The organism is Pseudomonas fluorescens (assembly GCF_003732425.1).
Lineage (GTDB): Bacteria > Pseudomonadota > Gammaproteobacteria > Pseudomonadales > Pseudomonadaceae > Aquipseudomonas > Aquipseudomonas fluorescens_BE.
In genome coordinates, this window is record NZ_MOBX01000014.1 from 300,816 (window position 1) to 325,030 (window position 24,215).

Sequence of the window (24,215 nt, forward strand, 5' to 3'; positions counted from 1 at the left end):
AGGAGTGAGCCTGCTCGCGATGGCGGCCTGACAGCCGACCAAGTCCGGCAGGCAGCATGCGATCCCAATGTAGGAGTGAGCCTGCTAGCGATGTCGGCCTGACAGCCGACCAATGTCTGGCAGGCTGCATGCGATCCCAATGTAGGAGTGAGCCTGCTCGCGATAGCGGCCTGACAGCCGACCAATGTCTGGCAGGCTGCACACAATCCAAACTGTGGGAGCGAGCCTGCTCGCGAAAGCGGTGTGTCAGGCGCCATCAATGCTGAATGCGCTGACGCCTTCGCGAGCAGGCTCGCTCCCACAGGGGGTTAGCTGTGTGTTGAGGGTTGAGTGATTTCTACGTTATCCAGCACCCGATTCACCGCCAGTTCAGCCAGCATGATGATCTGCTGAATCGCCAGAATCGTCCGTCGCTGCGGCAGGTCGATGTAGGCGGCGATGTCGCTGGTCATGAGGCTGGCCTGGGCCAGTGATTCGCAGGCGTGGACCAGCAGGCTTTCGCTGTCCTGTTCCGGTGCGACCTGGAACATGGTGCTGGGTTTGTGGAAGCGCAGGGTCAGTGCGTTGGGTTTGAGGTAGTGATCGAGGGCGCGTTCGGCGGCTTCGTGGAATTTCTTTGAGCCGGGGAATTCGTAGGGGGTGGTGTCTTCCGTTTCAGGCGGATTCGGTGTTGGTTTGAACATAGGAAACATACTCGTGGCAAGTTGAGTTGAAGCTGCCACTTTTCGTTTTCCAGGCGAAAGGGGTGGCAACTGTGCGCGGACTGGAAAAACCGGTCAACTTAGCCAAAACCGGCAGGCCCTAGGGCCTCCCGCGCACAGCCGCCATAACATTGCGAGCTAAAAGCGCCGCAGTATGCCATGAGCTTTGGTAGTTGAAATCGGGTTTTCCAGACCCGGTCGCTGATGCGTCAGCGACAACCAAATCCTAGCCACCGCACTTCCGACGGACAACCTGCAAAACCTGTCGGAAAGATCCGCGAAATCCCCGTTCTGTAGGAGCTGCCGTAGGCTGCGATCTTTTGATTTTTAAACATCAAGATCAAAAGATCGCAGCCTGCGGCAGCTCCTACAGGTTTCGTGGTGTGTTGAAAATCAGTTGGCGACGCGCGCGCCGGCGAGGCTGCCGCTTAATTCGTAAACGGCCAATTCGGCTTGGTGGGCGGCGAGAATCTCTGGCAACGAGCCGCGCAAATACTCAACCCACGTTTTGATCTTCGCATCCAGATATTGCCGCGACGGGTAGATCGCATACAGGTTCAGCTCTTGCGAGCGGTAGTTCGGCATGACCCGCACCAGTGTGCCGTTGCGCAGACCTTCGATCGCTGCATACACCGGCAACACGCCCACGCCCATGCCGCTGGTGATCGCGGTTTTCATCGCGTCGGCGGAGTTCACCAGAAACGGCGAGCTGTTGATGGTGACCATTTCCTGGCCTTCCGGGCCGTCGAAGGCCCATTTTTCCAGGGGGATCACCGGGCTGACCAGGCGCAGGCAGGCGTGGTTGAGCAGGTCGCTGGGCTTTTGCGCGGCGCCGTTGGCTTTCACGTAGGCCGGGGAGGCGCAGACGATGCTGTAGGTGATGCCCAGCCGTTGCGAAACAAAACCCGAATCCGGCAGTTCGCTGGCGAGCACGATGGACACGTCGTAGCCCTCGTCGAGCAGGTCCGGCACGCGGTTGGCCAGGGTCAGGTCGAAGGTGACGTCCGGGTGGGTCTTGCGGTAGCGGGCAATGGCGTCGATGACGAAGTGCTGACCGATGCCGGTCATGGTGTGCACTTTCAATTGCCCGGCCGGGCGCGCGTGGGCGTCGCTGGCTTCGGCTTCGGCCTCTTCGACGTAGGCGAGGATCTGTTCGCAGCGCAGCAGGTAGCGCTTGCCCGCTTCGGTCAGGGCGATGCGCCGCGTGGTGCGGTTGAGCAAACGGGTTTGCAGGTGGGCTTCCAGGTTGGAGACCGCGCGCGAGACGTTGGCGGTGGTGGTGTCGAGTTGCACGGCGGCGGCGGTGAAGCTGCCGGCTTCGGCGACACAACTGAAGGCGCGCATGTTTTGCAAAGTGTCCATGGGGTGCTCTCAAGGGAGATGGCAAATTGTGACACGAAGTTTCGGGGGCTGAGACCCCAGACTTAAGGATTATCTCTTTAACCGTAACAAAGATTCACAGAAATCCCAGCTTATCGCCGTACAGGGCGTTCCCTAGAATTGCGCCGATCCCTGTAGGAGCTGCCGCAGGCTGCGATCTTTTGATTTTGTTTTAAGGGAATCAAGATCAAAAGATCGCAGCCTGCGGCAGCTCCAACACGGGTTCTCGATCTACCCCTCTCTCAGGAATTCGCAGCTGTGCCGCGTCGCATCAACAGAGCGCTTTTGCCGCTCAGTGTTCTGGCTTTTACCCTGGGTCTTGGCGGCTGCATCTCAACGGACGGAATTGCCCCACAGGGCACGGCAATCGAGGCCGACACGCTGGCCACCGATGACGCCATCGCCCACGCCGCCCGTGACGCCCACTGGCCCACCGCGCAATGGTGGCAAGCCTACGGCGACCCGCAACTCAATCGCTGGATCGACCTCGCCGTGCAAGGCAGCCCGAGCATGGCCATGGCGGCTGCGCGGGTGCGTCAGGCTAAAGCCCTGGCCGGCGTTGCCGAGGCCGCCGAGTCGTTGCAGATCAATGGCGAGTCGACCCTCAAACGGCACAACTGGCCGACCGATCAGTTCTACGGCCCAGGCGATCTGGCCAACACCACCACCTGGGATAACAATGCCGCGCTGGGTTTCAGCTACGCGCTCGATCTCTGGGGCCGTGAAAGCAATGCCAGTGAACGTGCGGTGGATCTGGCGCACATGAGCGCCGCCGAGGCGCGATTGGCGCAGCTTGAATTGCAGAACAACATCGTCCGCGCCTACATCGAACTGTCGCTGCATTACGCGCAGCGCGACATCGTTGCCGCGACGCTCAAACAGCAACAGCAGATTCTCGATCTGGCGCAGAAACGTTTGAACGGCGGAATCGGCACGCACTTCGAAGTCAGTCAGGCCGAAACGCCGCTGCCGGAAACCCATCGCCAGCTCGATGCGCTGGACGAAGAAATCGCCCTGAGTCGCAACCAGATTGCCGCGCTCGCAGGTAAAGGTCCGGGGGCGGGCGCGCAGTTGCAGCGCCCGACATTGTCCCTCGGTGCGGCGCTGAAACTGCCGTCGGCACTGCCCGCCGAATTGCTCGGCCAGCGTCCCGATGTGGTCGCCAGTCGCTGGCAAGTGGCGGCGCAGGCGCGCGGTATCGATGTCGCTCACGCCGGGTTTTACCCCAACGTCGATCTGGTCGGCAGCCTCGGCTACATGGCTACCGGCGGCGGCGCGCTGGAGTTTTTGACCGGCAAGAAACTCAACTACAACGTTGGGCCGGCGATCTCGCTGCCGATCTTCGACGGTGGCCGACTGCGCGCCGAACTGGGTGAAGCCTCCGCCGGTTACGACATCGCCGTGGCGCATTACAACCAGACGCTGGTCAATGCGCTGAAGAATATTTCCGATCAGTTGATCCGCCGCGAGTCGATGGACAAGCAGCAAGGCTTCGCCGCCGAATCGGTTGCGACGGCGCAGAAGACTTACGACATCGCGATGATCGCGTATCAGCGCGGCCTCACCGACTACCTCAACGTGCTCAATGCGCAGACGTTGCTGTTCAAACAGCAGCAGGTGCAGCAGCAGGTGCAGGCGGCGCGCCTCAGTGCTCACGCGGAGTTGGTGACTGCATTGGGCGGTGGCCTCGGCGCTGGCAACGACGTACCGACGGCCGAGAAAACCCAAGCGCCGAAAACCCCGGCTCTTTTGCGTTGAACACAGACCACACAGCTTGCACCTACCTGTGGCGAGGGAGCTTGCTCCCGCTTGAGTGCGCAGCGCTCACAAGATTTTTGGGGCCGCTTCGCTGCCCAGCGGGAGCAAGCTCCCTCGCCACAGGAATTGTGTGATCCACAGATTTTTTCTTCATTCATTGAGCAAGACCAAATGACTCCCTTGCCCGCACCAATACGCTGGCTCTACGCCCTGGAATGGCGCCGCGGTTTCTTTGACTGGGCGCGCAGCGATGGCGTGACCTGGGTCTACATCTTCAAGGTACTGCTCGCCGCGTTTCTTACGCTGTGGCTGGCCATGCGCCTGGAATTGCCGCAACCGCGCACGGCGATGATCACCGTGTTCATCGTCATGCAGCCGCAGAGCGGTCAGGTGTTTGCCAAGAGTTTCTATCGCTTCCTCGGCACCTTGGCCGGGTCGGCGATGATGGTCACGCTGATCGCGTTGTTCGCGCAGAACACCGAACTGTTCCTCGGTTCGCTGGCGATCTGGGTCGGCATCTGCTCGGCCGGCGCTGCGCGTTGCCGCAACTTCCGCGCCTACGGTTTTGTCCTCGCTGGGTACACCGCAGCGATGGTCGGCTTGCCGGCCTTGGCGCATCCGGACGGCGCGTTTATGGCGGCCGTTTGGCGGGTGCTGGAGATCTCGCTGGGGATTCTCTGCTCGACCCTGATCAGCGCCGCGATCCTGCCGCAAACCGCCAGCGCAGCCATGCGTAACGCCCTGTATCAGCGCTTTGGTGTGTTCGCGCTGTTCGTCACCGACGGCCTGCGCGGGCGCAGCAAAGCTGAAGCTTTCGAGGCGAGCAACGTGCGCTTTATCGCCGAAGCCGTGGGCCTCGAAGGGCTGCGCAGCGTGACCGTGTTCGAAGACCCGCACATGCGCCGGCGCAACGGTCGACTGAGCCGTTTGAACAGTGAATTCATGGGCATCACCACGCGCTTCAACGCGCTGCATCAGTTGCTCGAACGCCTGCGCGGCAATGGCGAAGAACATGTGGTTGCGGCGATCAAACCCGGTTTGCAGGATCTCGCCGAAGTGCTCGACGGTTTCAGCGGTCGCGCCCTGACCAGCCCCGACGCCGCCCGTTTGGCGACAGCGCTGGCGAGCTACAAGGAAGGCCTGCCGGCACGTGTGCGCAGCCTGCGCGGGATCTTCCAGGAGAGCGAACCGAGCGACGCCGAGCAACTGGATTTCCACACCGCGTACGAACTGCTTTATCGCTTCGTCGATGACCTGCACAGTTATGCCCAGACCCACGCCTCATTGGCCGATCACCGCCATGAACGCGAGCGCTGGGACGAACCGTTCACCCCGCAAACCAACTGGTGGGCTGCTGCGGCTTCGGGGATTCGCGCCTCGTTCATTCTGGTCGTGCTGGGCAGTTATTGGGTCGCCACTGCTTGGCCAAGTGGCGCGACCATGACCCTGATCGCTGCCGCCACCGTGGGCCTCTCGGCGGCCACGCCGAACCCGAAACGCATGGCATTCCAAATGGCGTGCGGTACGTTTCTCGGCGCGCTGATCGGCTTCGTCGAGATGTTTTTCATCTTCCCGTGGATCGATGGTTTTCCGCTGCTGTGCGTGACGCTCGCGCCAGTCATCGTGCTCGGTTCGTTCCTCACGTCGCGGCCGCAATACGCCGGTGTCGGCCTCGGTTTGCTGATCTTCTTCAGTACGGGTTCGGTGCCGGACAACCTGACCATTTACAACCCGTACACCTTCATCAACGACTACATCGCCATGGTCATGGGCATGCTGGTCTGCGCGGCGGCGGGGGCGATTATTCTGCCGCCGAACAGTCGCTGGTTGTGGAAACGCCTGGAGCAGGATCTGCGCGGCCAAGTGGTCTACGCGATCAGTGGAAAACTCAAACGCCTGGCCTCGAGTTTCGAGAGCCGCACCCGCGATTTGCTGCATCAGGCTTACGGTCTCGCGGCCGGGCAGCCGAAGGTGCAGAAGAATCTGCTGCGCTGGATGTTCGTGGTCCTCGAAGTCGGCCACGCGATCATCGAGTTGCGCAAGGAACAGGCGATTTTGCCGGTACATCCGGCCTATGCCGAATCGCAACCGTGGCGCCAGGCGATCCGCGTCATGGGCCGCGCGCTGGTGCGTCTGTTTTTGCAGCCGAACTCCAGCAATCTCGAACGGGCGCTGGTGGCGGTCGATCATGCGATCAGTCGCGTGGCGGCCACCGACGAACCGTTCGCGCCGCACTTCGACACCTCGGCTTTACGTCGAGTGAAGAGCTATTTGCACTTTATCCGCACTTCGCTGCTCGACCCGCAATCACCACTCGCTGCCTACGCCATCGCCAAGCCCGAAGGACTTGCCCATGCCTCGTGAAATCGCCTTCCACGGCGTGTACATGCCGACCATGACCTTGATGTTTTTCATCGCTGCGGCACTGGCCTGGGCGGTGGATCGGTTCTTGTCCGGGTTCGATCTGTACCGCTTCTTCTGGCACCCGGCGCTGCTGCGTCTGAGTCTGTTTACCTGTCTGTTCGGCGCCATGGCGCTGACTGTCTACCGTTGAGAACGTCCCGATGAAAAAGTTTTTCAGCCTGCTCGCGACCCTGCTGGTGCTGGCTCTTGCACTGTGGATCGGCCGCACGTTGTGGGAGCACTACATGAACACGCCGTGGACCCGCGATGGTCGCGTGCGTGCCGACATTATCAACGTTGCCGCCGACGTCACCGGTGAAGTCATCGATGTGCCGGTGCGTGACAACCAGTTAGTGAAGAAAGGCGATTTGCTCATGCAGATCGACCCGGAGCACTACCGTATCGCGGTGAAACAGGCGCAGTCGCTGGTCGCCTCGCGCAAGTCGACGTGGGAGATGCGCAAGGTCAACGCCCACCGCCGCGCCGATCTCGACAACCTGGTGATCTCCAAGGAAAACCGCGACGACGCCAGCAACATCGCCGACGCCGCCCTCGCTGATTACCAGCACGCGCAGGCGCAACTGGAAGCCGCCGAACTCAACCTAAAACGCACCGAAGTACGCGCGGCGGTCGACGGTTACGTGACCAACCTCAACGTGCATCGCGGTGACTACGCGCGCATCGGCGAGGCGAAAATGGCCGTGGTCGACATGAATTCGTTCTGGGTTTACGGCTTCTTCGAAGAGACCAAATTGCCCCGCGTGAAAGTCGGTGATAAGGCCGACATGCAGTTGATGAGCGGCGAAGTGCTCAAGGGCCATGTGGAAAGCATTTCTCGCGGCATCTACGACCGCGACAACCCGGAAAGCCGCGAGCTGATCGCCGATGTGAACCCGACGTTCAACTGGGTGCGGTTGGCCCAGCGGGTGCCGGTGCGGATTCACATTGATGAAGTGCCGGAGGGTGTTCTGTTGGCGGCGGGGATTACGTGCACGGTGGTGGTGAAGCAGGACACGGGAGAGTAAACCTGTGGCGAGGGAGCTTGCTCCCGCTCGGCTGCGTAGCAGTCGTAAAATCTGACTGCGCGTTTGCCTGACAGGGTTGTGGGGTCAGCTATTGGGGATGCTGCGCAGCCCAGCGGGAGCGAGCTCCCTCGCCACAAAGGGATCGCATCAGCCTTGGCAGAACGTCTCTTGCAAATGCCGCCAGACCACTCGCCCGGACTCGGTTTTTTCAAACACCACCGTCGCTCGCCGATCCGAGTGCAAGCCGCTCGCATCGGTCTGCTGTTCGCGATAACTCACCGTCGCACCGCGTTCATGCAATGCAAGCCCACGCAGTTCGCTGAGCTCGATCCTGAACCCGTGTTTCCTTCCTCCAGCCATTCGAAACAACTCACCCAGCGCTTCGAAATCCAGCACCCGGCCCAGCGGCGAGACCATGGAAAACATGGGTGAAAAACGCGTCAGTAATCGCTCCAGCGCGGCGTGATCCTGCTCCACGGCAAACCATTGTTCGATGGCCTCATGGGCCTGGATCACTTCGGCAAAATAGTCTTGGTAGTCGCTCATGTGGGTTTTTCCTCAAGGGGTGACGGGCTCAGCAGGGCGAGCACCGTTGTCGAATCGAAACGCAGCACGCTGACCATCGGCAACAGCGTGAGCAGCGCGGCAGCGGTAAAACAGGCTTGGAAACCGACATCGCCCAAGGCGTCTAGCAGTGAACCGAGCAGCGCCGCCGCGAGGCAGAAGCCGAGTTGGCGATTGATGTTCCACAGGGCACTGGAGTGGCCCATTTTTTCTGGCGCAATGCCAACGAAGGCCAAGGTCTGCGCGGTGACGCTGCACAGGCTGCCGCCCAAACCCATCAGGGCATAGGCGATGATCAGCGGCGTGTTGGCGGGTTGTTCGATGCGCATCAGCAAAACGATGCCCAGGCATTGCAGGAGCATGCCGGCGCTGAGCAATGGCTTGGGGCCGATGCGGTTGAAGCTGCGCTTGCCAAGCATGATCGCCACCCCCGAGCCGACGGCCCACGGCAGCATCAGCGCGCCGGTTTGTGCCGCACCGACGCCGAGGTTGTGCAGGTACAACACGGCAATCATTTGGGTGCCGGTGAACACCCCCGGCACGCACAGGTAGATCAACATCGCCAGACGCAGCGACGGGTTCTTGATCAGTTGCAGGTCGAGGATCGCGCCGGGTTTGCGCCAGCCATCGCGCAGGTAAATGCACAGGGTCAGAAGGCTCAACAACAGGGCAAAGATGCCGAGGGTTCGGGTGTCGGCGTCGCTCAACAGACTGATGGCAATCAACAATAAACTGAGCGCCGAGGCTGCCAGCAGCAGGCCGCGCGCGTCGAGTGCCGGGCGTTCAGTCAACGGTTGATCGGCTTTCAGCCAGAGCAGGCCAAGCCCAAGTGCGAGCAGCGTTAGCGGCAGATTCAGGTAGAAAATCCAGCGCCACGACAGCGCCTGAACAATCAACCCACCGGCCGCCGGCGACAGTGCCGGCACCAGCAGCGCCACCAGCAACACCACCCCGGTGAAGTGCGCACGTTGCGTCGCCGGGAACTGTCGATACGCCAGGGCCTGGCCCACCGGAAGCAGCAGTCCGCCACCGAGGCCTTGCAGCAGTCGCCAGGCAATCAGGCTTTCAATCGATCCCGCCTGCGCCACCAGTGCCGAGCCCACACCGAACAGCAGCAGCGAGGCGAGGATCAAGCGCCGCTCGCCGATCCGGGTCGCCAGCCACACGCTCAGTGGAATGATCAGCGTGAGTCCGAGCATGTAGGCGTTGCTGATCCACGCCAGTTGCGTGACCGAGGCGTGCAATTGTTGCGCGATGTCGGGGTAGGCAATGCTGGCGACGAACATGTTCAGCAGGTCGAGCGCAAAGCCCAACAAATACACCAGCGCGACTTTCGAGCGATAAGCCATGGCAGCTTCCCTGTAATGAGACGTGCAGGGTAGGGCGCTTTTGGTCATAGGAAAACGCTGGTTTGCCTGCTAGTTTGTCAAAATTATTTTGACAAGTGGTGCCGTGGATATGGTCAGTCTGGATCGGTTTGACACCTTCAAAGCCGTGGTCGAGGCGGGATCACTCACGGCTGCTGCCGACACATTGGGGCAAACCCGCGCCGTGGTCAGTTTCAACCTCAAGCGCCTGGAGGAAGAGCTGGGCGTGACCTTGCTCACGCGCAACACCCGGCAACTGGCGCTGACCGATGCCGGTGAGCGCTTTTATCGCCGCTGTTTGCGTACGCTGGATGAGGCGCGGCTGGCGATCGAAGAGGCGCGCTCGGAGCACGCACAGCTCAAGGGCACATTGCGCATCACCACGACTGTCGAGTTCGCCCTGGCCCAAGTGGTGCCGGCGCTGGAAGTGTTTCGTCAGCAGCAACCGCAACTGAATATTCATTTGTCCACATCATCGACCCATGCCGATCTGATTTCCGAACGGTTTGACCTGGCGATTCGTCTGGGGCGCATGCACGACTCCAATCTGCGTGCGGTGCAGTTATCGACGTTCGAGGTGTTTGCGGTGGCGGCGCCGGGGTTGGTCGAGCGCTTTGCGCCGGTGGCCACGCTGGCAACGCTGGAGTCGATGCCGACGTTAGGGCATGGGCGAGTGCCGGAAATGACCGTGAGCGATCCGGCCGGTGTGGAGCATTTCTATCAGCCTAAACCGGGGAACACCGCGATTGTTGCGGATAACTCGGCGACGCTCAGGGCCTTTGCATTGACCGGGCAAGGTGTGGCGATACTGCCGCAATGGTTGATTCAGGACGATCTCGATGCCGGGCGGTTGCAGCGTTTGCTGGTGGATTACCGGTTTGCGCAGCAGGGGGTGTATGCGCTGTACCCGGACACCCGGCATTTGCCGCTGAAAGTGCGGGCGTTCATTGATTTCATGAAAGGCTGGGGATGAGTGTTGGCTGATCTGGCCTCTTCGCGAGCAGGCTCGCTCCCAAAGGGGACCTTCGGCATGACAGATATCCAATGTGGGAGCGAGCCTGCTCGCGAAAGCGTCAACCCGGTCTCAGAGCTTTGCGCGCAAGCCGAACCGCTTCATCAATGTCGACTCCAGCAACCCTTTAGGCAACAACGCCGCCAACAACGGCAACGCGCGGCTGCCATTACCAATGCGGATCAACCGTGGCGGTTTGCTCTGTTGCACAGCCTTCAACAGTTCAGCCGCAAACTCACTGGCCGGGGTCGGATTGTCCTGCGACGCCTTGGCCCGTGCGCGAATCCCCTCACGCAACGGAAACCACGGTGATTGCTCGTTGATCAACTGCTCGGCCTCATGCCCGGCGTTCTTGGCGAAACTCGACTGAATCGCCCCCGGTTGGACCTCCATGACGCGAATGCCGAACGGTGCCAGCTCCATGCGCAAGGCATCGCTCAACGCATGCACTGCCGCTTTCGAGGCGCAATACGCACCGGCAAACGGCGTGACCAAAACACCGGACACGCTGCCGATATTCACCACCAGCCCCTTGGCCCGGCGCAGCACCGGGAACAGCGCGCGAGTGACGCCGACAATCGAAAACACGTTGGTCTCGAACTGCCGTTGCATGGCCGCCACTCCGCCGTCGAGCAGCGGTCCCATGGCGCCATACCCGGCGTTGTTGATCAGCACGTCGAGGCCGCCGTGTTGCTGGTTGATCCGCTCGCCGAGTTGTTCCAGCGCCGCGTTGTCATTGACGTCGAGTTGCACGGCGGTGAACCCGGCTGTCGCCAGCAATGCGACATCTTCAGCCTTGCGCGCACTGGCCCAGACTTCGTAACCGGCGGCTTTGAACGCATCGGCGAGGGCGCGGCCGATGCCGCTGGAACAACCGGTAATCAACGCAACGGGCATGGCGCATTCCTTGTGCAGAAAAGTTAAGAGAGGAGATCAGTCGGAGAAACTGCCCTGCAAGCGCTCGGCGCGAAACTCCAGGGTTTGCGGGCGATAACCGGGGCGTAGCGGCGGCATTGGCAGGCAGTCTTCCCAGTCGCCGCCGGCCTGCAGTTCACCCGGGCCGCGATAGCGTGGCGCGGTGTATTGGTTGTCGGCCAGATTGACCGTGTCGCCCGGCGCGTAGGCGGCGATGCGCCAGCGCAGTTCGGTCAGGGGCACGTCGTTGCCGTTTTTCATTTTCAGTTGCAGCGGACGATCCGCCGGGCATTGTTCGGGAGCGTAGGCGATACGCATCTCAAGACGCGCCAGTTGCTTGATCTCGCGGTTGTCCAGCCACACCACCCACATGGCCACGAAACCCAGGCCAATCGCCGCCGCCACCGAGACCGGCAGGGCTTTGGCCGGATAGCGCAGCAGGAGGATCAGCCAGGTGATGACCAGCAGAATGCCGATGAACATGTTGGAACGCTCCAATAGGTCGTGAGCACCATCCTACCGAAGGCCCGCTGGAATGGACATTCACGCGTAATCTGAATGTACCGTTAGTCGGTACTGTAATTTCTGACAGTTGAAAGTCGTAAGCCCGGATGCTTTGATGCCTTGGATCAAGGATGACGTTAGTGCCCGGAGCACGCTGATGAATAGGTACGGCAGGACACCGACGCTTGCGGCAAGCGACCCGCGCGGATTGCGGGTTCGGACGGTGGGTTATTGGCGCGGCGACGACATTGGCCCCGCGCAAACCCGCATCGATCGCACTCTGCATGACGCTGCCGGAAGGGCGGTGGACCAGTGGGATCCGCGTTTGTGGGCACTGCAAACGACCGAGGCGCTGACGCCAGCCAACCTGAGCACCGTTTATTCGCTGGTCGGGCAAACGCTGCGCTCCGACAGTGTCGATGCCGGTACGCAGCTGGCATTGTACGGGCTCGGCGCGCAGAGGCTGTTCGATTGGGACAATCGAGAAACCCGGCGCGAGGTGCAATACGATCCGCTGCTACGGCCGATTGCCGTATTCGAAGAAGGTGCATCCGAGCCGAGGCGGTGCGTCGAGCGCTTCACTTACGGCCAGTCCGGTGCGGGTGACCCATCGCGTAATCAGATGGGGCAGTTGATTCGGCACGATGATCCGGCGGGTAGTGTGTTGTCGCAAAGCTTCGCAATCAGCGGGCAATGCATCGAAAACACCCGGCACTTTACCCCCGAACCCAACGTCGCCGATTGGCCGCCAAACGTTGATGAGCGCCAGCGCTTGCTGGAGCCCGGTGAGGGGGCAACGACCCGTTGGCGCTTCGGGCCGCTAGGCCAGGTACTCGAACAGGTCGACGCACGTGATAATCGTCATGGCAGCGAGTTGACGCTGGACGGTCGGTTGCGCGCCAGCCATCTGCAACTGAAACACCAGAGCAAAACGCAAACGCTGGTGAGCGACATTCGTTACAACGCTGATGGGCAAGTCACTCAGGAACTGGCGGGCAATGCTGTGCTGACGACCCTGACCTACCAGCCCGAGGATGGTCGACTGCAAACCCGCCATGCGAGGAAAGCCGGGGGCGAGGTGTTGCAACATCTGATCTACGACTATGACCCGATAGGCAACTTGCTGGGCATCGAGGACAAGGCACTGCCGATCCGGTATTTCGCCAACCAGCGTATCGATCCGGTCAGTCGTTTCAGCTACGACAGCCTCTACCAGTTGTGTGTGGCGACCGGTTGGGAAGCGGGCGCTGCTGCTCAAGGTCCGGCGTCCATCGGCCGTGACGATCCGGCGGCAGTGAGCAATTATCGGCAGACGTTTCACTACGATGAATCCGGCAATCTGCTGGTGCTGACGCATGTTGGCGCGCGCAATGGCCGCCAGCTCAAAGCTGCCCGATCAAGCAATCGCTGTTTGCCTTATCGTGATGGCGTTCCACCGACTGAAGAGGAGATTGCCGCCGCGTTCGATCCCCGTGGCAATTTGCGAGCGCTGGCGGCGGGGGGCTCATTGACGTGGAACCTGCGCAACCAGTTGCAATCGGTCACGCCGGTCGAACGTGCCAGCGGACACGATGACCTTGAACATTATGACTACGACGGTGCCGGTCAACGTGTGCGCAAGATGCGCTCGTTACAGACAAATGCGCGTGGTGTCGTTGCCCAGGTGCGTTATTTGCCCGGGCTGGAGCTACGCACCGATACGGCCACCGGTGAGCAACTGCAAGTGATCTCCGTCGAGGGCGTCATCAACCGTGTACGCGTGCTGCACTGGGAAAGTGCTCCGCCCACCGGTTCCAATGACCATTATCGCTACACGCTGACGGATCATTTGGGGTCGAGCTGTCTGGAGTTGGGCGAGGATGCTCGCCTCATCAGTCAAGAAACGTTTTTCCCCTTCGGTGAGACGGCGTGGAGCAAGGACACCGAGGCCAGTTACAAAACCCTGCGTTATTCGGGCAAGGAGCGCGATACCACAGGGCTCTATTATTATGGCTATCGCTATTACATGCCGTGGTTGCAGCGCTGGTTAAATCCTGACCCGAAAGGCTTTATCGACGGGCCAAACCTTTACCAGATGGTGGGTAACTCGCCCATGGGCCATGTCGACAGTGATGGTGGCGGGAGGACTGCCACCTCAGACTTGGCTGACAGTGTGCAAAAGCAGGAGTCATTGATGAAAACGATGACCTCGGCGGCGGGGGACGTCAGAAACTCACTGCTCAACCACACTCAGGCGCGAAACCGGCTTCAGGCCCTGGCCCGGCGAGTCGGGACGCAACTGGCCAGCAGCGCGTTCAGCGCAGGCGCTCAAGCCGTAGGTGGCACGATCGGCACTGCCGTGGGCGCCGCACTCGGACCGGCAGCAGGTTCAGTTGGCGGCATAGTTGGCACGAAGGCCGGCGCCAAGTTGGCGGATGCAGCCATCAACAAGGTGGTCGACATCTATCAGTTGAACCGACCTGTTGACTTCAAGGGCAGCGAATTGAATCCCAAGGCTTTGGTTGAAAGCGTTGAGCCGAAAAAGACGCTGAGTCTTGCCACAGTGAAACTGGAATTGGCAGCGCATGATCCGCGCACGGCCGACGGTCGATCACGACTGATTAAGATGGCGCGCGCCAAGGTCGAGGACAAAACGATTGAGGCTGTCTCCAAAAAACTGGGATCGGAAACTCGGGGACTGATCCAGACGGGACGGGAATTCGTCCATGCAGCCCAAGGCTTGAATGCTGAGGCGTTAAGCAACACGTACGAGCATCTTTCGGCTGGCATCGACATGGTCGAGTTCAGGACGCAGGCCATCGTTATCGAGCTGGCAACCGCCGGCAGCGCAGCCCCGGGACTTTTCGAAGCGGTCTCCAATTTGTCGATGCAAACGTCCAGTACGGTCCGGACGCTGGAGCGAACCCAGGACTTTATCGGACTTGTCGCACCTGCTCCCTACGCAGGAAGACACCAATCGTTGGGGGGGCACTCCCGGCCAACACTGACTCGGCAACATTCTTTCAGTTGAAAAAAAGCCCCCGCCCAACCCGCTGCGGATAGGGGACGCAGCGGGCTGGACGAGGGCTTCTTGTTTTATCGATCAGTTATTGCGCGATGGTTTTCACCGACACGCCACGCTCGATCGGGGTGGAACGCCCGTAGATATCTTCGAAACGCTCGATATCGTCCTCACCCAAGTACGAACCCGATTGCACTTCGATGATTTCCAACGGGATCTTGCCCGGGTTGCGCAGGCGATGCACCGAGGCGATCGGGATGTAGGTGGACTGGTTCTCGCAGAGCAGGAACACGTTTTCATCGCAGGTCACTTCGGCGGTGCCGCTGACCACGATCCAGTGTTCGGCGCGGTGGTGGTGCATCTGCAGCGACAGGCACGCACCCGGTTTCACCGAGATATGCTTGACCTGGAAGCGTCCGCCCATGTCCACCGAGTCGTAGGAACCCCACGGACGATAGACTTCGCAGTGGTTCTGGGTTTCGCTGCGGCCCTGCTCGTTGAGCGTGTTGACCATCTGCTTGACGCCCTGAACCTTGTCTTTGTGGGCGATCATCATGGCGTCTTTGGTTTCGACCACGACGATGTTTTCCAGGCCGATCACCGACACCAGTTTGCCGTTGCCGTGGATCATGCAGTTCTTGCTGTCCTGAATCACCACATCGCCCTTGGTGACGTTGCCGTTGGCGTCTTTCTCGTTGACTTCCCACAGCGACGACCAGCAACCGACGTCGCTCCAGCCAGCGGTCAGCGGCACGACGCAGGCACGCTGGGTTTTTTCCATGACGGAATAGTCGATGGAGTTGTCCGGGCAGCAGGCGAAGGTGGCTTCGTCGAAGGTAATGGTGTCGGCGTCCTGCTGGCTGCGCTCAAGGGTCAGCAGGCAGGTGTCGTAGATGTCCGGATCGTGCTTTTTCAGTTCTTCGAGGAAGCGGCTGGCGCGGAACAGGAACATGCCGCTGTTCCAGTAGTAACCGCCGGACTCGACGTACTCGGTGGCACGTTTGACGTCAGGTTTTTCAACGAAGTGCGACACGCGGCTCACGCCTTCGGGCAGCAGCGAGTCGCCGGTGGATTTGATGTAGCCATAACCGGTTTCCGGTTTGGTCGCCGGCACGCCGAACAGCACCATTTCGCCGTTTTCGGCAGCAACGGTAGCCAGGGCCAGAGCGCGTTGCAGGGCTTTCTGGTCTTCCAGCACGTGGTCGGCCGGCAGCACCAGCATCAACTCGTCACGACCTTCATTGACCAGCATCATCGCGGTCAGCGCTACGGCCGGGGCAGTGTTGCGTCCGAACGGTTCCATGAGGATGCGCTGGCATTCCAGCTTACGATTGGCCAACTGCTCGTTGACGATGAAGCGGTGATCCTTGTTGCAGACCACGATCGGGGTGTCCATGCCTTCGAACACCAGGCGCTCGAGGGTCTGCTGGAACAGGGTGTGTTCGCCGGTCAGGGCGAGGAACTGTTTAGGGAACTGCTTACGCGAAAGCGGCCAGAGACGCGAACCGCTACCACCTGACAAGATCACCGGAATCATATTGTTTACTCCATAAAATCGATTGGTTAGAGGCACGAACGCTGTGTCGTTTCACTCTTGTTTTTGTCTCGTACCGAGAGGCTGCCGCATTCCCGCGTAGGAGCTGCCGAAGGCTGCGATCTGTTGATCTTGATCTTTGAAAACAAAGTCAAAAGATCGCAGCGTGCCGCAGCTCCTACAGGGATCAGCGTCTCATCGGGATATGTGTTAGCGCGTCGAAACCGGGCGTTTCACCCAGACTGGCGACAGGCTGCTGCCGCTGCCGGTGACGTACAGCACCGCTGCTTCACCGCGCTCCAGGGCGACCGGCTTGACGTCGCCGACTTTCTTGTCGCCTTCGTACAGCGCCAGGCTGACTTTCACCGGGTTGATTTCACGTTCGCCACGGCCCTTGGCGGCCACGTTTGGCACCACGTCGGTCTTGCCGTCAGCAGTCTTCAGGGTCAGCGGTTTGTCGCTGAGGTTCTGCACGCGTACCAGGGATTTCTGCTTGTTCTTGAACGGCGGCTCTTCGATCAGTTGCGGCGCGCCGGAAGCGTTGTTGACCAGGGTGTAGTAGTGGTCGCCGGCCAGTTTCACCGGCAGGGTCTGGCTGCCGACCTTGGCGCTGTAATCGCCACCCGGCATGAAGCTGAAGTCGCTGCTGGCCAGTGGCGCAACGTCGCTCAGGTTGGTGCTGCCGACAGTCGCGCTGACTTCAGCGTTGCTGGCGTTGTAGACCCGCACAAAGCTCGAGCCTTTCGGTGCGGTCGGGCCGTACAGGGCGGCGTCGCCACCGGCAAAGGCAGGGACGGAAAGCACGCTGAGGCCAGCAACCAGTGCGAAGCTTTTAGCGAGACGACGAGGAGTAGTAGTGAAAGTCATGGTGTACCTCTCTTTCAGTTTTGCGCCCGATCGGGCGTCTCGGATTTAGTGTTGATGGCTACGTTTTGTTGGCGAGCACCGGCTTGTTTAAGCTCTGCGACCCACTGCGGGTCGGCGTCGCCGATTTCGTTGTTCACAGGCAGATAACGTTCAGGAAACTCCCAGATCAGCACCTGTGGCGGGCTGTTCTTGAAGTCATCACTTTTCAGGTAGCTGAGCATCGGCAGGATCGGGCCGTGGCCGTCTTCGGCGTAGCTCACCACGTCGCTGTGCAGCGCTTGTTTCAGCGCACCGACGAAGTTCCAGTTAGGGTTGGCGCTGTAGCTGGTACCGACCAATGCCACCGGCACTTCATTGCTGGCGAACAGCGCGTCGTCACCGGCAGGCTGCTCGCCGGCCGCGACGGTGTTGCGCTTCTGCAGCGGCTCTTGCGCCGGCATCAGGTTTTCGAACAGCGGATCGAGCGGCAGGAACAGACGCAGATCGCCCTTGTGCGTGACCTTCTCGGCTGGCGTGGTGACGAAGCGCTGCGGCTCGCCGCTGAGCGGGAACTTGTCAGCAATGGTTTTCGCCAGGGTGTTGGCGGCGATTTCGGCGCCTTCCGGGGTCCAGTGGGTGTCGGTGCGCAGGAACACTTGCTGACCGTTCTGCTTGGCCTGTTGCAATGGCTTGAGCAGGTCAGGGGCGAGGATCTTGTCGGCCGCCACACGGTGGTGGAAATCCTCATAGAGGTTTTCGTGGATGCTCGCCGGTTTCACTTCACCCAGATGTTCCGGGTACAGACGAACCTTGGCCGGCACGATCGCCATCACCAGTTTCACGCCTTTCTCTTTCAGGGTCTGGCGCACGCCTTCGACCAGCGCGTAGTTGCCTTGCAGGTTCAGCTCTTCGTTGACGATCGGGTTGAATTCTTCATCGCTGTACAACCACTGATCGCGACCGAGTACGACGCCCGGACGACCTTCGTTGAACAGTTTGAAATCCAGCGCGGCCCAGAGGTTGGTGCCTAGACGCTTGATCGGGAATTCATCGTCGTAGTGGGTTTCCACCGCTTTGGTCCAGCGGCCGTTGAGCACCGTCGCGTCGGCGTTAGTGCTGAAGCCGAAGAAGCTGCGGACCGACCACAGACCGAGGACCAACAGGGTCACCAGGAACAGGGCGATGTAGAAGATGCGTAATGAGCGGGTCATGTCAGATCCCTCAGAACTGGAAGTAAAGGAACGGCGAGAAGCTTTGCGCCGAGAGTTTGAGAATCGAGGCGATGAACAGCAGCAGGATCAGGCCGCGCATCACGTAGCGTGACCAGTCCGCCGTCCAGTAAGCCGGTTGCACCTGGGCTTCGACGCCGACGGTGTAGCCCGGCTCGTGGATGCTTGCCGGGTTTTCGCCAGGAGCGGCTTTGATCATCCCCGGGGTCGCGGTGGCAGGGCCGTTGGCCTCGACGTTGACTTCAGGTTTGCTCTTGGCTGGCGGCTGGTTGGTGTACAGATCGCGCAGACCGAAGAACGCCAATGTCACGTACGCCACAACAAGGGTCGCCACTTGCAGACCGGTGAGGCTGGCCTGATTGAGTTCCGACAGCGACCAGTCGCCGAAGCTGAACATCGCGCCGTACATGCGTCCGGCAACGTGCAGGTTCTCGGCACGGAAGATCACCCAGCCCATGACCACGAGCAGGAAGGTCAGCGCCCAGCGAATCGGGTTGAGGCTGCGCGGCGAGGTGTTCAGGCCCAGCGCTTTTTCGATCGCCAGCCACATGCCGTGCCAGGCGCCCCAGACGATGTAAGTGATGTTCGCGCCGTGCCACAGACCACCGAGCAGCATGGTCAGGAACAGGTTGCGATAGGTCATCAGCGTGCCTTTACGGTTACCGCCGAGGGTGATGTAGAGGTAGTCACGCAGCCAGGTCGACAGGCTGATGTGCCAGCGGCGCCAGAACTCGGTGATCGACTGGCTGATGTACGGCTGCTTGAAGTTTTCCATGAAACGGAAACCCATCATCAGGCCCAGACCAATCGCCATGTCGCTGTAACCGGAGAAGTCGAAATACAGCTGCGCGGTGTAAGCCAGTGCGCCGAGCCAGGCATCGCCGGTGGTCGGGTTTTGCAGGGCGAAGCAATGGTCGGCGACCACCGCGAGGGTGTCGGCAATGAAGACCTTTTTGATGAAACCCTGCATGAACCGCGTGCAGCCTTCGGAGAATTTGTCGAGGGTGTGCGTGCGGTTGTTGAACTGGTCGGCGAGGTCACGGAAACGCAAAACCGGGCCGGCAATCAAGTGCGGGAAGATCGCCACGAATGCCGCAAAGTCGATCAGGTTGCGTGTGGCCGGGGTATCGCCGCGATACACGTCGATGATGTAGCTGATCGACTCGAAGATGTAGAACGAGATACCGATCGGCAACAGCACGTGGGTCAGGATGAACGGCTCAAGACCGACCGATGTCATCATCGCGTTGATGCTGTCGACGCCGAAGTTGGCGTACTTGAAGTAGCCGAGGATGCACAGGTCCACCGCGACGCCAAGCAACAGCCAGCGCTGCGCCGGTTTGGTCCGCACACCGGCGGCACCGACTTTGAGGCCGATCCAGTAGTTCCACAGCGTGACGGCCGCGAACAGCGCGAGGAAGTCCACACGCCACCAGGCGTAGAACACGTAGCTGGCGATCAGCAGCAGCAGGTTGCGATAGCGTTGCCCGCTCAAGTAGTACAAGCCGAGAAAGATCGGCAAGAACAGAAACAGGAACACGTTGGATGAAAATACCATCCCGATCTCTCCATGTTTGAACCAACAGTCAAGGGCCAAAGCCCCCCCAAACCCCCCACGTAAAACCGGAGGGCTAACTCACAAAACTCAAACCTGACACCGAACCCTGTAGGAGCTGCCGAAGGCTGCGATCTGTTGATCTTGATCTTCAAAAGCCAGATCAAAAGATCGCAGCCTTCGGCAGCTCCTACATTGGGGGGTGTGCGATCTATGAACCCTTGTTGCCCTTTTCATGGGACGGGTCGTAGACCTTGGTCAGGTCGCCACCCAGGCGGAAGGTCTTGAACGGCTGCATGCCGTGCTTCTTCTCGATCACATCCGGCGGGCAGGTGTAGAGGGTGCAGAACGGTTCGAGCCAGGCGAATTTCATGTCCTCTTTGAGATCGGTCATGTCCTGCTCTTTACCGTTCTTCTTCTCGAATGCATCCGGGTCTTTCACCCCGGCCAGCACCCGATCACCCAGACGCTTCAGCGCGCCGTTGTTTTCCTGACGCAGATCGACACCGTTGACCTGGGCGAAACTGGCGATCATCGCCAGCGGCGGCAGGGCGTAGTTGTGATAGGCGAGGGCGCGTTGCTGGCGCTTGAGTTCGTTCGGCAGGAAGCCGTCGGCATCGACTTGATTGACGCCAACCTTGTATTCCTTCACCGCCCAGTCAAACAGGTCGCGGCGGTTTGTTGCGATCGAGGTCGCCATCACCGACCAGGCGGCCCAGTACGAGTGGTTGTTGGTTTTTTCCAGCGGCAGGTTGTCCCAGTCGCTGACGACCTGATCGGCCATTTTGCTGAACCACGCCTCGATCAACTGCGCTTCCTGCTGATGCTGAGCCAGTGGATGCGAGTCGGAGAATTTTAGGCGAATGTACGAAGAGGCCATGCTGCCCAGCGCCCATTTGCGCATCGACTTGCCGGTGTGGTTGAAGTCTTTCGACATCAACGCATCGGCCTTGGCCCACGCGGTCAGCCAGTTCAACGTGCAATCGAGCTGTTCCGGACGACCGTCGCGCATGAACTGCATCACCCGTTTGGCGGTGCCGCGTTCCAGGGTGGTGATGTCTTTGGTGGTGTCGCGAAAGGCTTTTTCCGACTGCACGTTCAGTGTCGCGCGGGCCTTGTCCGAACCTTCGTATTTGCTGCGAAATTGCAGCGGCCCGGTGTACGGCGTTGGCATTGCATCGCAGCCTTCGCTCTTGTCACCGGTCTTGAATTTATCCACCGGCGCAAAATAGCCCTGTGGCGGACGCAGTGGTGCGGCGGCCTGCGCGGTGCCGGCGAAGATCGCCAGCCCGAGCAGCGTCGGCGCTAAAAGGGTTTTCAGTTTCGAGTTTCGCATAGCAGACCTCATTGCCCGACCTGAGCGGTTTGTTGCCCAGCGCCCGGGAATACGTTGCGTTTGCAGATTTTCGCTTCGACTTTCTGCGGCGCGGTGCCCGCTTCCGGGCCCTGGACTTCGACTGCCAGCAGGTTTTGCGAGGCCCAGTCTTCGTCCGTGCGCAGCTCAAAGGCGAAACGACCGTCGGTGTCGGAGGTTTCCGGTTTCTCGATCTTGATGTCCTCGTGGCGACCGTTCATGTACCAGAGGGTGGCTTGCAGGGTTTTCACCGAAGGGTCGGCGAAGCGGATGTCGACCTGATGGCTGCTGTTCTGCAGGTTCAGGTTTTTGCTGTTGACCAGCAGTTCTTGTTTGCTGCCCGGCTTGAGCGTGGTGCTCGCGGACATTTGCGCGTCTTTGCCCTCGCAGCCGTTGTCGAGAAGAGACATCATCTGGCGATAGATGGTTTCCTGGTCGAGGCGGTACAGCGGCGAGAATTCCCAGATAAGAATCTTCGGCGGGGTCTTCTGGAATTCGTCGCTACCGAGGTACTGCAACATCGAACCTTCCAGGCCACCGCCGGGGAAGGCGACGTTGAGAATGTCGGCGCCGATGGCTTCTTCGAGGAAGCCGGCGAAGTTGTAGTTTTTGCCGCTGTGCGAGGTACCGACCAGGGTGATTTGCGGGTTGCCGGAATCACCGAACAGGTCGCCATCACCGGCTTCGCCTTTCGGCTCGGTGGTGAACTGGTCCATGTACTGGATCGCGTAACTGGTGCCGCACAGTTGCCCGGCCATGTTGTGCAGGGTGCCGGTCTTGCCCATGCGCCCGGAGCGTTTGGTCTCGAATTCACGCTTGGGAATGTCGGCGAAGGCCGGGATTTGCTTGACCTTCTCGGCGACGATTTTCGCCGTGCGCTGCGCGCCGTACGGGGTCCAGTGCTGGTCGCCGCGGAAGTAGAAGTCATGGGCGGGCAGGGTGTCCGGCAGCGATTCGTTGGTCAGCGGCGACAGGTCTGGCACCACGTAACCCATCTGCGCGAAACGGCCGAGCATGGTCTTGTAGTTGCCCAGCGCTTTCTCGTAATCGAACGCGGCTTTTTCCTGCGGGTTGAGCTTGTTGCGGTTCACCAGACCACGGGTCGGCTGGTAAACGATCACCAGCTCAACGCCCTTGGCCTTGAACGCATCGTGCAGTTGTTGCAGGCGTTTGTAGCCGGCCGGGGTGGTGTTGAATTCGGTGCGCAGGTCTTCCTGCGTCCGGAACAACCAGTCGCCTTGCGCCTGCACCAGGGTGGTGAAGTTCTGCTGATAACGCGTGGTGTAGTTCTTCGCGTCATGGGCTGCCGGGCACAAGTTGCAGCACGGTTCGGCGCTGAATTTTGGCGGCGTGGCAGCGGCGCCTTCATCAGCGCGGGCGCCTTGGCTGGCCGCGAGAATGCCCACGGTCAGGGCCGACAGGCTGAGTAATTTGATCAAGTGTGGGTGCATAAAATTATCCTCAGTCCTGCATTTCGGTCTGGCGTTCGACAGGGTCGATCAGCACGGCTTTCTGCTGGCGCACCAGCAGGTCGAGAATTTCATCCTGGCGCTCGCCGAGGATGCCGTTGAAGCTGATGCCGCTGGATTTGGTCGGCGCCAGCATCGACACGCGATACAACTCGACACTCAATGGTGAATCGATCGACAGCGGGCCGCTGCCGTTGGCCGCCAGTTCACCGCCAACGACGATCAGCGACACCTGGGCATCGAACGGGTCGAGCTTGATGTCCCGGTCGGTGTCGGTGAGGTCCTTGATGTGGCCGTAGACGCCGGTCAGACCGTTGGCCATGGCGACGTTTTCGTAGAGGCGGATGTTCACGCTGTTACGAATGCGGATGCCGTGGCGCTTGTTGCTGATGACCTTGTTGCCCCACAGCAGGTTGTCGGCGGACTCGTAGAGCGTGATGCCGTCAGTGTGGTTCTTGTAGATCTCGTTGTAGGCAATGATGTTGTTGACGCTGTTCCGGTCGATCACCAGACCCGAGAGGTGGTTGTCGAAGCTCTTGTTGTTGAAGATGAAGCTGTCGTTGACCTCACGGGAAATAATGATCCCGTGCTTCTTCTTCGTGCCGTACACGGTGTTCTCCGCGATGATCAGGCCGTGTGAGCGGTCGTGCGGGTCGATGCCGTAGACGATGTTGTCTTTGTAGGTGTTGCCCTTGACCACGAAGTCGCGGGTCTCGTAGCAGTAGAAGCCGTACCACATGTCGGAGAACTCGGAACCGACGATCCAGCCGGTCGGCTCAGGACGCTTGAGGACCTTGGCCATGTTCGGCGTGTACTGGGAAATACTCACCCCGTACGACTTACTGTTGGCGTAGCCGAAACTGGCCATCTTGCTGTTGACGATGTAGGTCTCGGTGCCACCCCAGGCGAGCAGGAACGGACGGAATTCCTTCGGCGAACGGAACGTCGCCGGGCCGTTGTCCTTCTCGCGCCAGCCAGTGATTTTGGTATCGCGCACGAACAGTTGGCCGTCGTTGACCATGAACGCACCGGCTTCTTGCGACAGGCGCAATTCCTGGGTCTGGCCGTCGATTTCGAGGATGCCTTTACGGCCAACCACGATCGGCAGCTTCGACAGGTACACACCCGGCGAGGTCTCGCTGAAATACTGCTTGGGCAGTTTCTGCGCCAGATCCTTGAGGTTCATGTAGCCGTCGTCGACGAAGATCGCCTGCGGGATGCCGTGCTGACGCACCACCCATTCGGCCATCTTGTTGTCGCCGCCGATGAAGTCTTTCAGGGCGTCTTCCTGCATCATCCGGCGCACGCTGATCTTGCCCGGTTTGCTGCGCACGATCTTCGCGGCAGCGGCTTCGGCGGTGTAGCCGGAAATGTCCGGCAGTTTTGGCGCGGCCAGATTCAGCGCCTCGGTCGGCGCGCTGCTGACGGTGTAGGTCTTGGCTTGTTGCAGCTCTTTGGCGGTGGTCACCGGCTTGCCCTGTTGGGGCACAGCCGGTTCCACGCTGGCGAAGGCGCCAGCGGAGGCCAGCAGCATGGCGCCGGCCAACAGGCTGAGCGAGCCTTTCCTTGCATGGTGCATGTCGGGCACTCCCTTGGCG

19 protein-coding genes are annotated in these 24,215 nt (G+C 60.4%); 6 read left to right on the forward strand and 13 right to left on the reverse strand.

Going from position 1 to position 24,215, the window contains the following annotated elements:
• Nucleotides 1-308: 308 nt before the first annotated feature.
• Together BK670_RS18440 and BK670_RS18445 are read right to left on the reverse strand one after the other, a co-directional pair.
• A complete protein-coding gene (locus tag BK670_RS18440) occupies nt 309-683 on the reverse strand; it encodes a DUF6124 family protein (protein ID WP_123451819.1) in 375 nt (124 codons plus the stop codon).
• 411 nt (nt 684-1,094) lie between these two features.
• Nucleotides 1,095-2,063, reverse strand: a complete 969-nt coding sequence (locus BK670_RS18445) for a LysR family transcriptional regulator (protein ID WP_123451821.1) — start codon at nt 2,061-2,063, stop codon at nt 1,095-1,097.
• Nucleotides 2,064-2,339: 276 nt separating this feature from the next.
• Here BK670_RS18445 and BK670_RS18450 point away from each other — a divergent pair, with 276 nt between their 5' ends.
• The 4 genes from BK670_RS18450 to BK670_RS18465 all read left to right on the forward strand — a co-directional run bounded on the left by BK670_RS18450 (nt 2,340) and on the right by BK670_RS18465 (nt 7,267).
• The gene (locus BK670_RS18450; protein WP_123451823.1) at nt 2,340-3,839 is read left to right on the forward strand and encodes an efflux transporter outer membrane subunit; all 1,500 of its coding nucleotides are present in this window, start codon (nt 2,340-2,342) and stop codon (nt 3,837-3,839) included.
• Between the two features lie 171 nt (nt 3,840-4,010).
• Nucleotides 4,011-6,203 carry an FUSC family protein gene (locus BK670_RS18455; RefSeq protein WP_123451826.1) on the forward strand — a complete coding sequence of 731 codons (2,193 nt, stop codon included), beginning with the start codon at nt 4,011-4,013 and terminating at the stop codon, nt 6,201-6,203.
• Nucleotides 6,193-6,393, forward strand: coding sequence for a DUF1656 domain-containing protein (locus BK670_RS18460; RefSeq protein WP_007914106.1), 201 nt, complete (start codon nt 6,193-6,195; stop codon nt 6,391-6,393). The genes BK670_RS18455 and BK670_RS18460 overlap by 11 nt, the downstream gene beginning before the upstream one ends.
• Nucleotides 6,394-6,403: 10 nt before the next feature.
• Nucleotides 6,404-7,267, forward strand: a complete 864-nt coding sequence (locus BK670_RS18465) for an efflux RND transporter periplasmic adaptor subunit (RefSeq protein ID WP_123451828.1) — start codon at nt 6,404-6,406, stop codon at nt 7,265-7,267.
• A 147-nt stretch (nt 7,268-7,414) separates the two neighbouring features.
• On the opposite strand, the gene BK670_RS18470 is transcribed toward BK670_RS18465, so the two are convergent.
• Nucleotides 7,415-7,813: a DUF4440 domain-containing protein gene (locus BK670_RS18470; RefSeq protein WP_123451830.1), complete on the reverse strand. Its 399-nt coding sequence runs from the start codon at nt 7,811-7,813 to the stop codon at nt 7,415-7,417.
• Nucleotides 7,810-9,180, reverse strand: coding sequence for an MFS transporter (locus tag BK670_RS18475; RefSeq protein ID WP_123451832.1), 1,371 nt, complete (start codon nt 9,178-9,180; stop codon nt 7,810-7,812). The genes BK670_RS18470 and BK670_RS18475 overlap by 4 nt, the downstream gene beginning before the upstream one ends.
• A gap of 109 nt (nt 9,181-9,289) precedes the next feature.
• Between BK670_RS18475 and BK670_RS18480 the strand changes: the two genes are divergently transcribed.
• Entirely contained in the window at nt 9,290-10,171 is an 882-nt protein-coding gene (locus tag BK670_RS18480) for a LysR family transcriptional regulator (protein ID WP_095049817.1), read from the forward strand.
• Nucleotides 10,172-10,282: 111 nt separating this feature from the next.
• Here BK670_RS18480 and BK670_RS18485 read toward each other — a convergent pair whose 3' ends face one another.
• Nucleotides 10,283-11,107 (reverse strand): SDR family oxidoreductase, encoded by an 825-nt coding sequence (locus BK670_RS18485; RefSeq protein WP_123451834.1) that lies wholly within the window; start codon nt 11,105-11,107, stop codon nt 10,283-10,285.
• Nucleotides 11,108-11,143: 36 nt separating this feature from the next.
• On the reverse strand, nt 11,144-11,608 hold the full coding sequence (locus BK670_RS18490; protein WP_123451836.1) for a multidrug transporter: 465 nt from the start codon (nt 11,606-11,608) through the stop codon (nt 11,144-11,146).
• Nucleotides 11,609-11,786: 178 nt separating this feature from the next.
• On the opposite strand from BK670_RS18490, the gene BK670_RS18495 reads away from it, so the two are divergent.
• Entirely contained in the window at nt 11,787-14,639 is a 2,853-nt protein-coding gene (locus BK670_RS18495) for an RHS repeat domain-containing protein (RefSeq protein WP_123451838.1), read from the forward strand.
• Nucleotides 14,640-14,715: 76 nt separating this feature from the next.
• Here the strand turns inward: BK670_RS18495 and BK670_RS18500 are convergent, their stop codons facing one another.
• The 7 genes from BK670_RS18500 to algG form a co-directional block, all read right to left on the reverse strand.
• Complete coding sequence (locus BK670_RS18500) at nt 14,716-16,167, reverse strand: mannose-1-phosphate guanylyltransferase/mannose-6-phosphate isomerase (protein ID WP_007914094.1); 1,452 nt, start codon at nt 16,165-16,167, stop codon at nt 14,716-14,718.
• Nucleotides 16,168-16,374: 207 nt separating this feature from the next.
• Complete coding sequence (locus tag BK670_RS18505; protein WP_064393312.1) at nt 16,375-17,031, reverse strand: alginate O-acetyltransferase AlgF; 657 nt, start codon at nt 17,029-17,031, stop codon at nt 16,375-16,377.
• A gap of 14 nt (nt 17,032-17,045) precedes the next feature.
• On the reverse strand, nt 17,046-18,221 hold the full coding sequence (locus BK670_RS18510) for an alginate O-acetyltransferase (RefSeq protein ID WP_123451840.1): 1,176 nt from the start codon (nt 18,219-18,221) through the stop codon (nt 17,046-17,048).
• Between the two features lie 10 nt (nt 18,222-18,231).
• Nucleotides 18,232-19,797, reverse strand: a complete 1,566-nt coding sequence (locus BK670_RS18515; RefSeq protein ID WP_095050984.1) for an MBOAT family O-acyltransferase — start codon at nt 19,795-19,797, stop codon at nt 18,232-18,234.
• A 208-nt stretch (nt 19,798-20,005) separates the two neighbouring features.
• Nucleotides 20,006-21,130: a mannuronate-specific alginate lyase gene (locus tag BK670_RS18520; protein ID WP_123451842.1), complete on the reverse strand. Its 1,125-nt coding sequence runs from the start codon at nt 21,128-21,130 to the stop codon at nt 20,006-20,008.
• A gap of 8 nt (nt 21,131-21,138) precedes the next feature.
• Nucleotides 21,139-22,599 (reverse strand): alginate O-acetyltransferase, encoded by a 1,461-nt coding sequence (locus BK670_RS18525; protein WP_123451844.1) that lies wholly within the window; start codon nt 22,597-22,599, stop codon nt 21,139-21,141.
• Between the two features lie 10 nt (nt 22,600-22,609).
• Complete coding sequence (algG, locus tag BK670_RS18530) at nt 22,610-24,196, reverse strand: mannuronan 5-epimerase AlgG (protein WP_123452833.1); 1,587 nt, start codon at nt 24,194-24,196, stop codon at nt 22,610-22,612.
• Between the last annotated feature and the right edge of the window lie 19 nt (nt 24,197-24,215).

Excerpts from the sequence above, each read along its gene's own strand:
- BK670_RS18440 (WP_123451819.1), bottom strand. The coding sequence starts at position 683 with ATGTTCAAACCAACACCGAATCCGCCTGAAACGGAAGACACCACCCCC.
- BK670_RS18445 (WP_123451821.1), bottom strand. The coding sequence starts at position 2,063 with ATGGACACTTTGCAAAACATGCGCGCCTTCAGTTGTGTCGCCGAAGCC.
- BK670_RS18455 (WP_123451826.1), top strand. The coding sequence starts at position 4,011 with ATGACTCCCTTGCCCGCACCAATACGCTGGCTCTACGCCCTGGAATGG.
- BK670_RS18460 (WP_007914106.1), top strand. The coding sequence starts at position 6,193 with ATGCCTCGTGAAATCGCCTTCCACGGCGTGTACATGCCGACCATGACC.
- BK670_RS18465 (WP_123451828.1), top strand. The coding sequence starts at position 6,404 with ATGAAAAAGTTTTTCAGCCTGCTCGCGACCCTGCTGGTGCTGGCTCTT.
- BK670_RS18470 (WP_123451830.1), bottom strand. The coding sequence starts at position 7,813 with ATGAGCGACTACCAAGACTATTTTGCCGAAGTGATCCAGGCCCATGAG.
- BK670_RS18475 (WP_123451832.1), bottom strand. The coding sequence starts at position 9,180 with ATGGCTTATCGCTCGAAAGTCGCGCTGGTGTATTTGTTGGGCTTTGCG.
- BK670_RS18480 (WP_095049817.1), top strand. The coding sequence starts at position 9,290 with ATGGTCAGTCTGGATCGGTTTGACACCTTCAAAGCCGTGGTCGAGGCG.
- BK670_RS18485 (WP_123451834.1), bottom strand. The coding sequence starts at position 11,107 with ATGCCCGTTGCGTTGATTACCGGTTGTTCCAGCGGCATCGGCCGCGCC.
- BK670_RS18490 (WP_123451836.1), bottom strand. The coding sequence starts at position 11,608 with ATGTTCATCGGCATTCTGCTGGTCATCACCTGGCTGATCCTCCTGCTG.
- BK670_RS18495 (WP_123451838.1), top strand. The coding sequence starts at position 11,787 with ATGAATAGGTACGGCAGGACACCGACGCTTGCGGCAAGCGACCCGCGC.
- BK670_RS18500 (WP_007914094.1), bottom strand. The coding sequence starts at position 16,167 with ATGATTCCGGTGATCTTGTCAGGTGGTAGCGGTTCGCGTCTCTGGCCG.
- BK670_RS18505 (WP_064393312.1), bottom strand. The coding sequence starts at position 17,031 with ATGACTTTCACTACTACTCCTCGTCGTCTCGCTAAAAGCTTCGCACTG.
- BK670_RS18510 (WP_123451840.1), bottom strand. The coding sequence starts at position 18,221 with ATGACCCGCTCATTACGCATCTTCTACATCGCCCTGTTCCTGGTGACC.
- BK670_RS18515 (WP_095050984.1), bottom strand. The coding sequence starts at position 19,797 with ATGGTATTTTCATCCAACGTGTTCCTGTTTCTGTTCTTGCCGATCTTT.
- BK670_RS18520 (WP_123451842.1), bottom strand. The coding sequence starts at position 21,130 with ATGCGAAACTCGAAACTGAAAACCCTTTTAGCGCCGACGCTGCTCGGG.
- BK670_RS18525 (WP_123451844.1), bottom strand. The coding sequence starts at position 22,599 with ATGCACCCACACTTGATCAAATTACTCAGCCTGTCGGCCCTGACCGTG.
- algG (WP_123452833.1), bottom strand. The coding sequence starts at position 24,196 with ATGCACCATGCAAGGAAAGGCTCGCTCAGCCTGTTGGCCGGCGCCATG.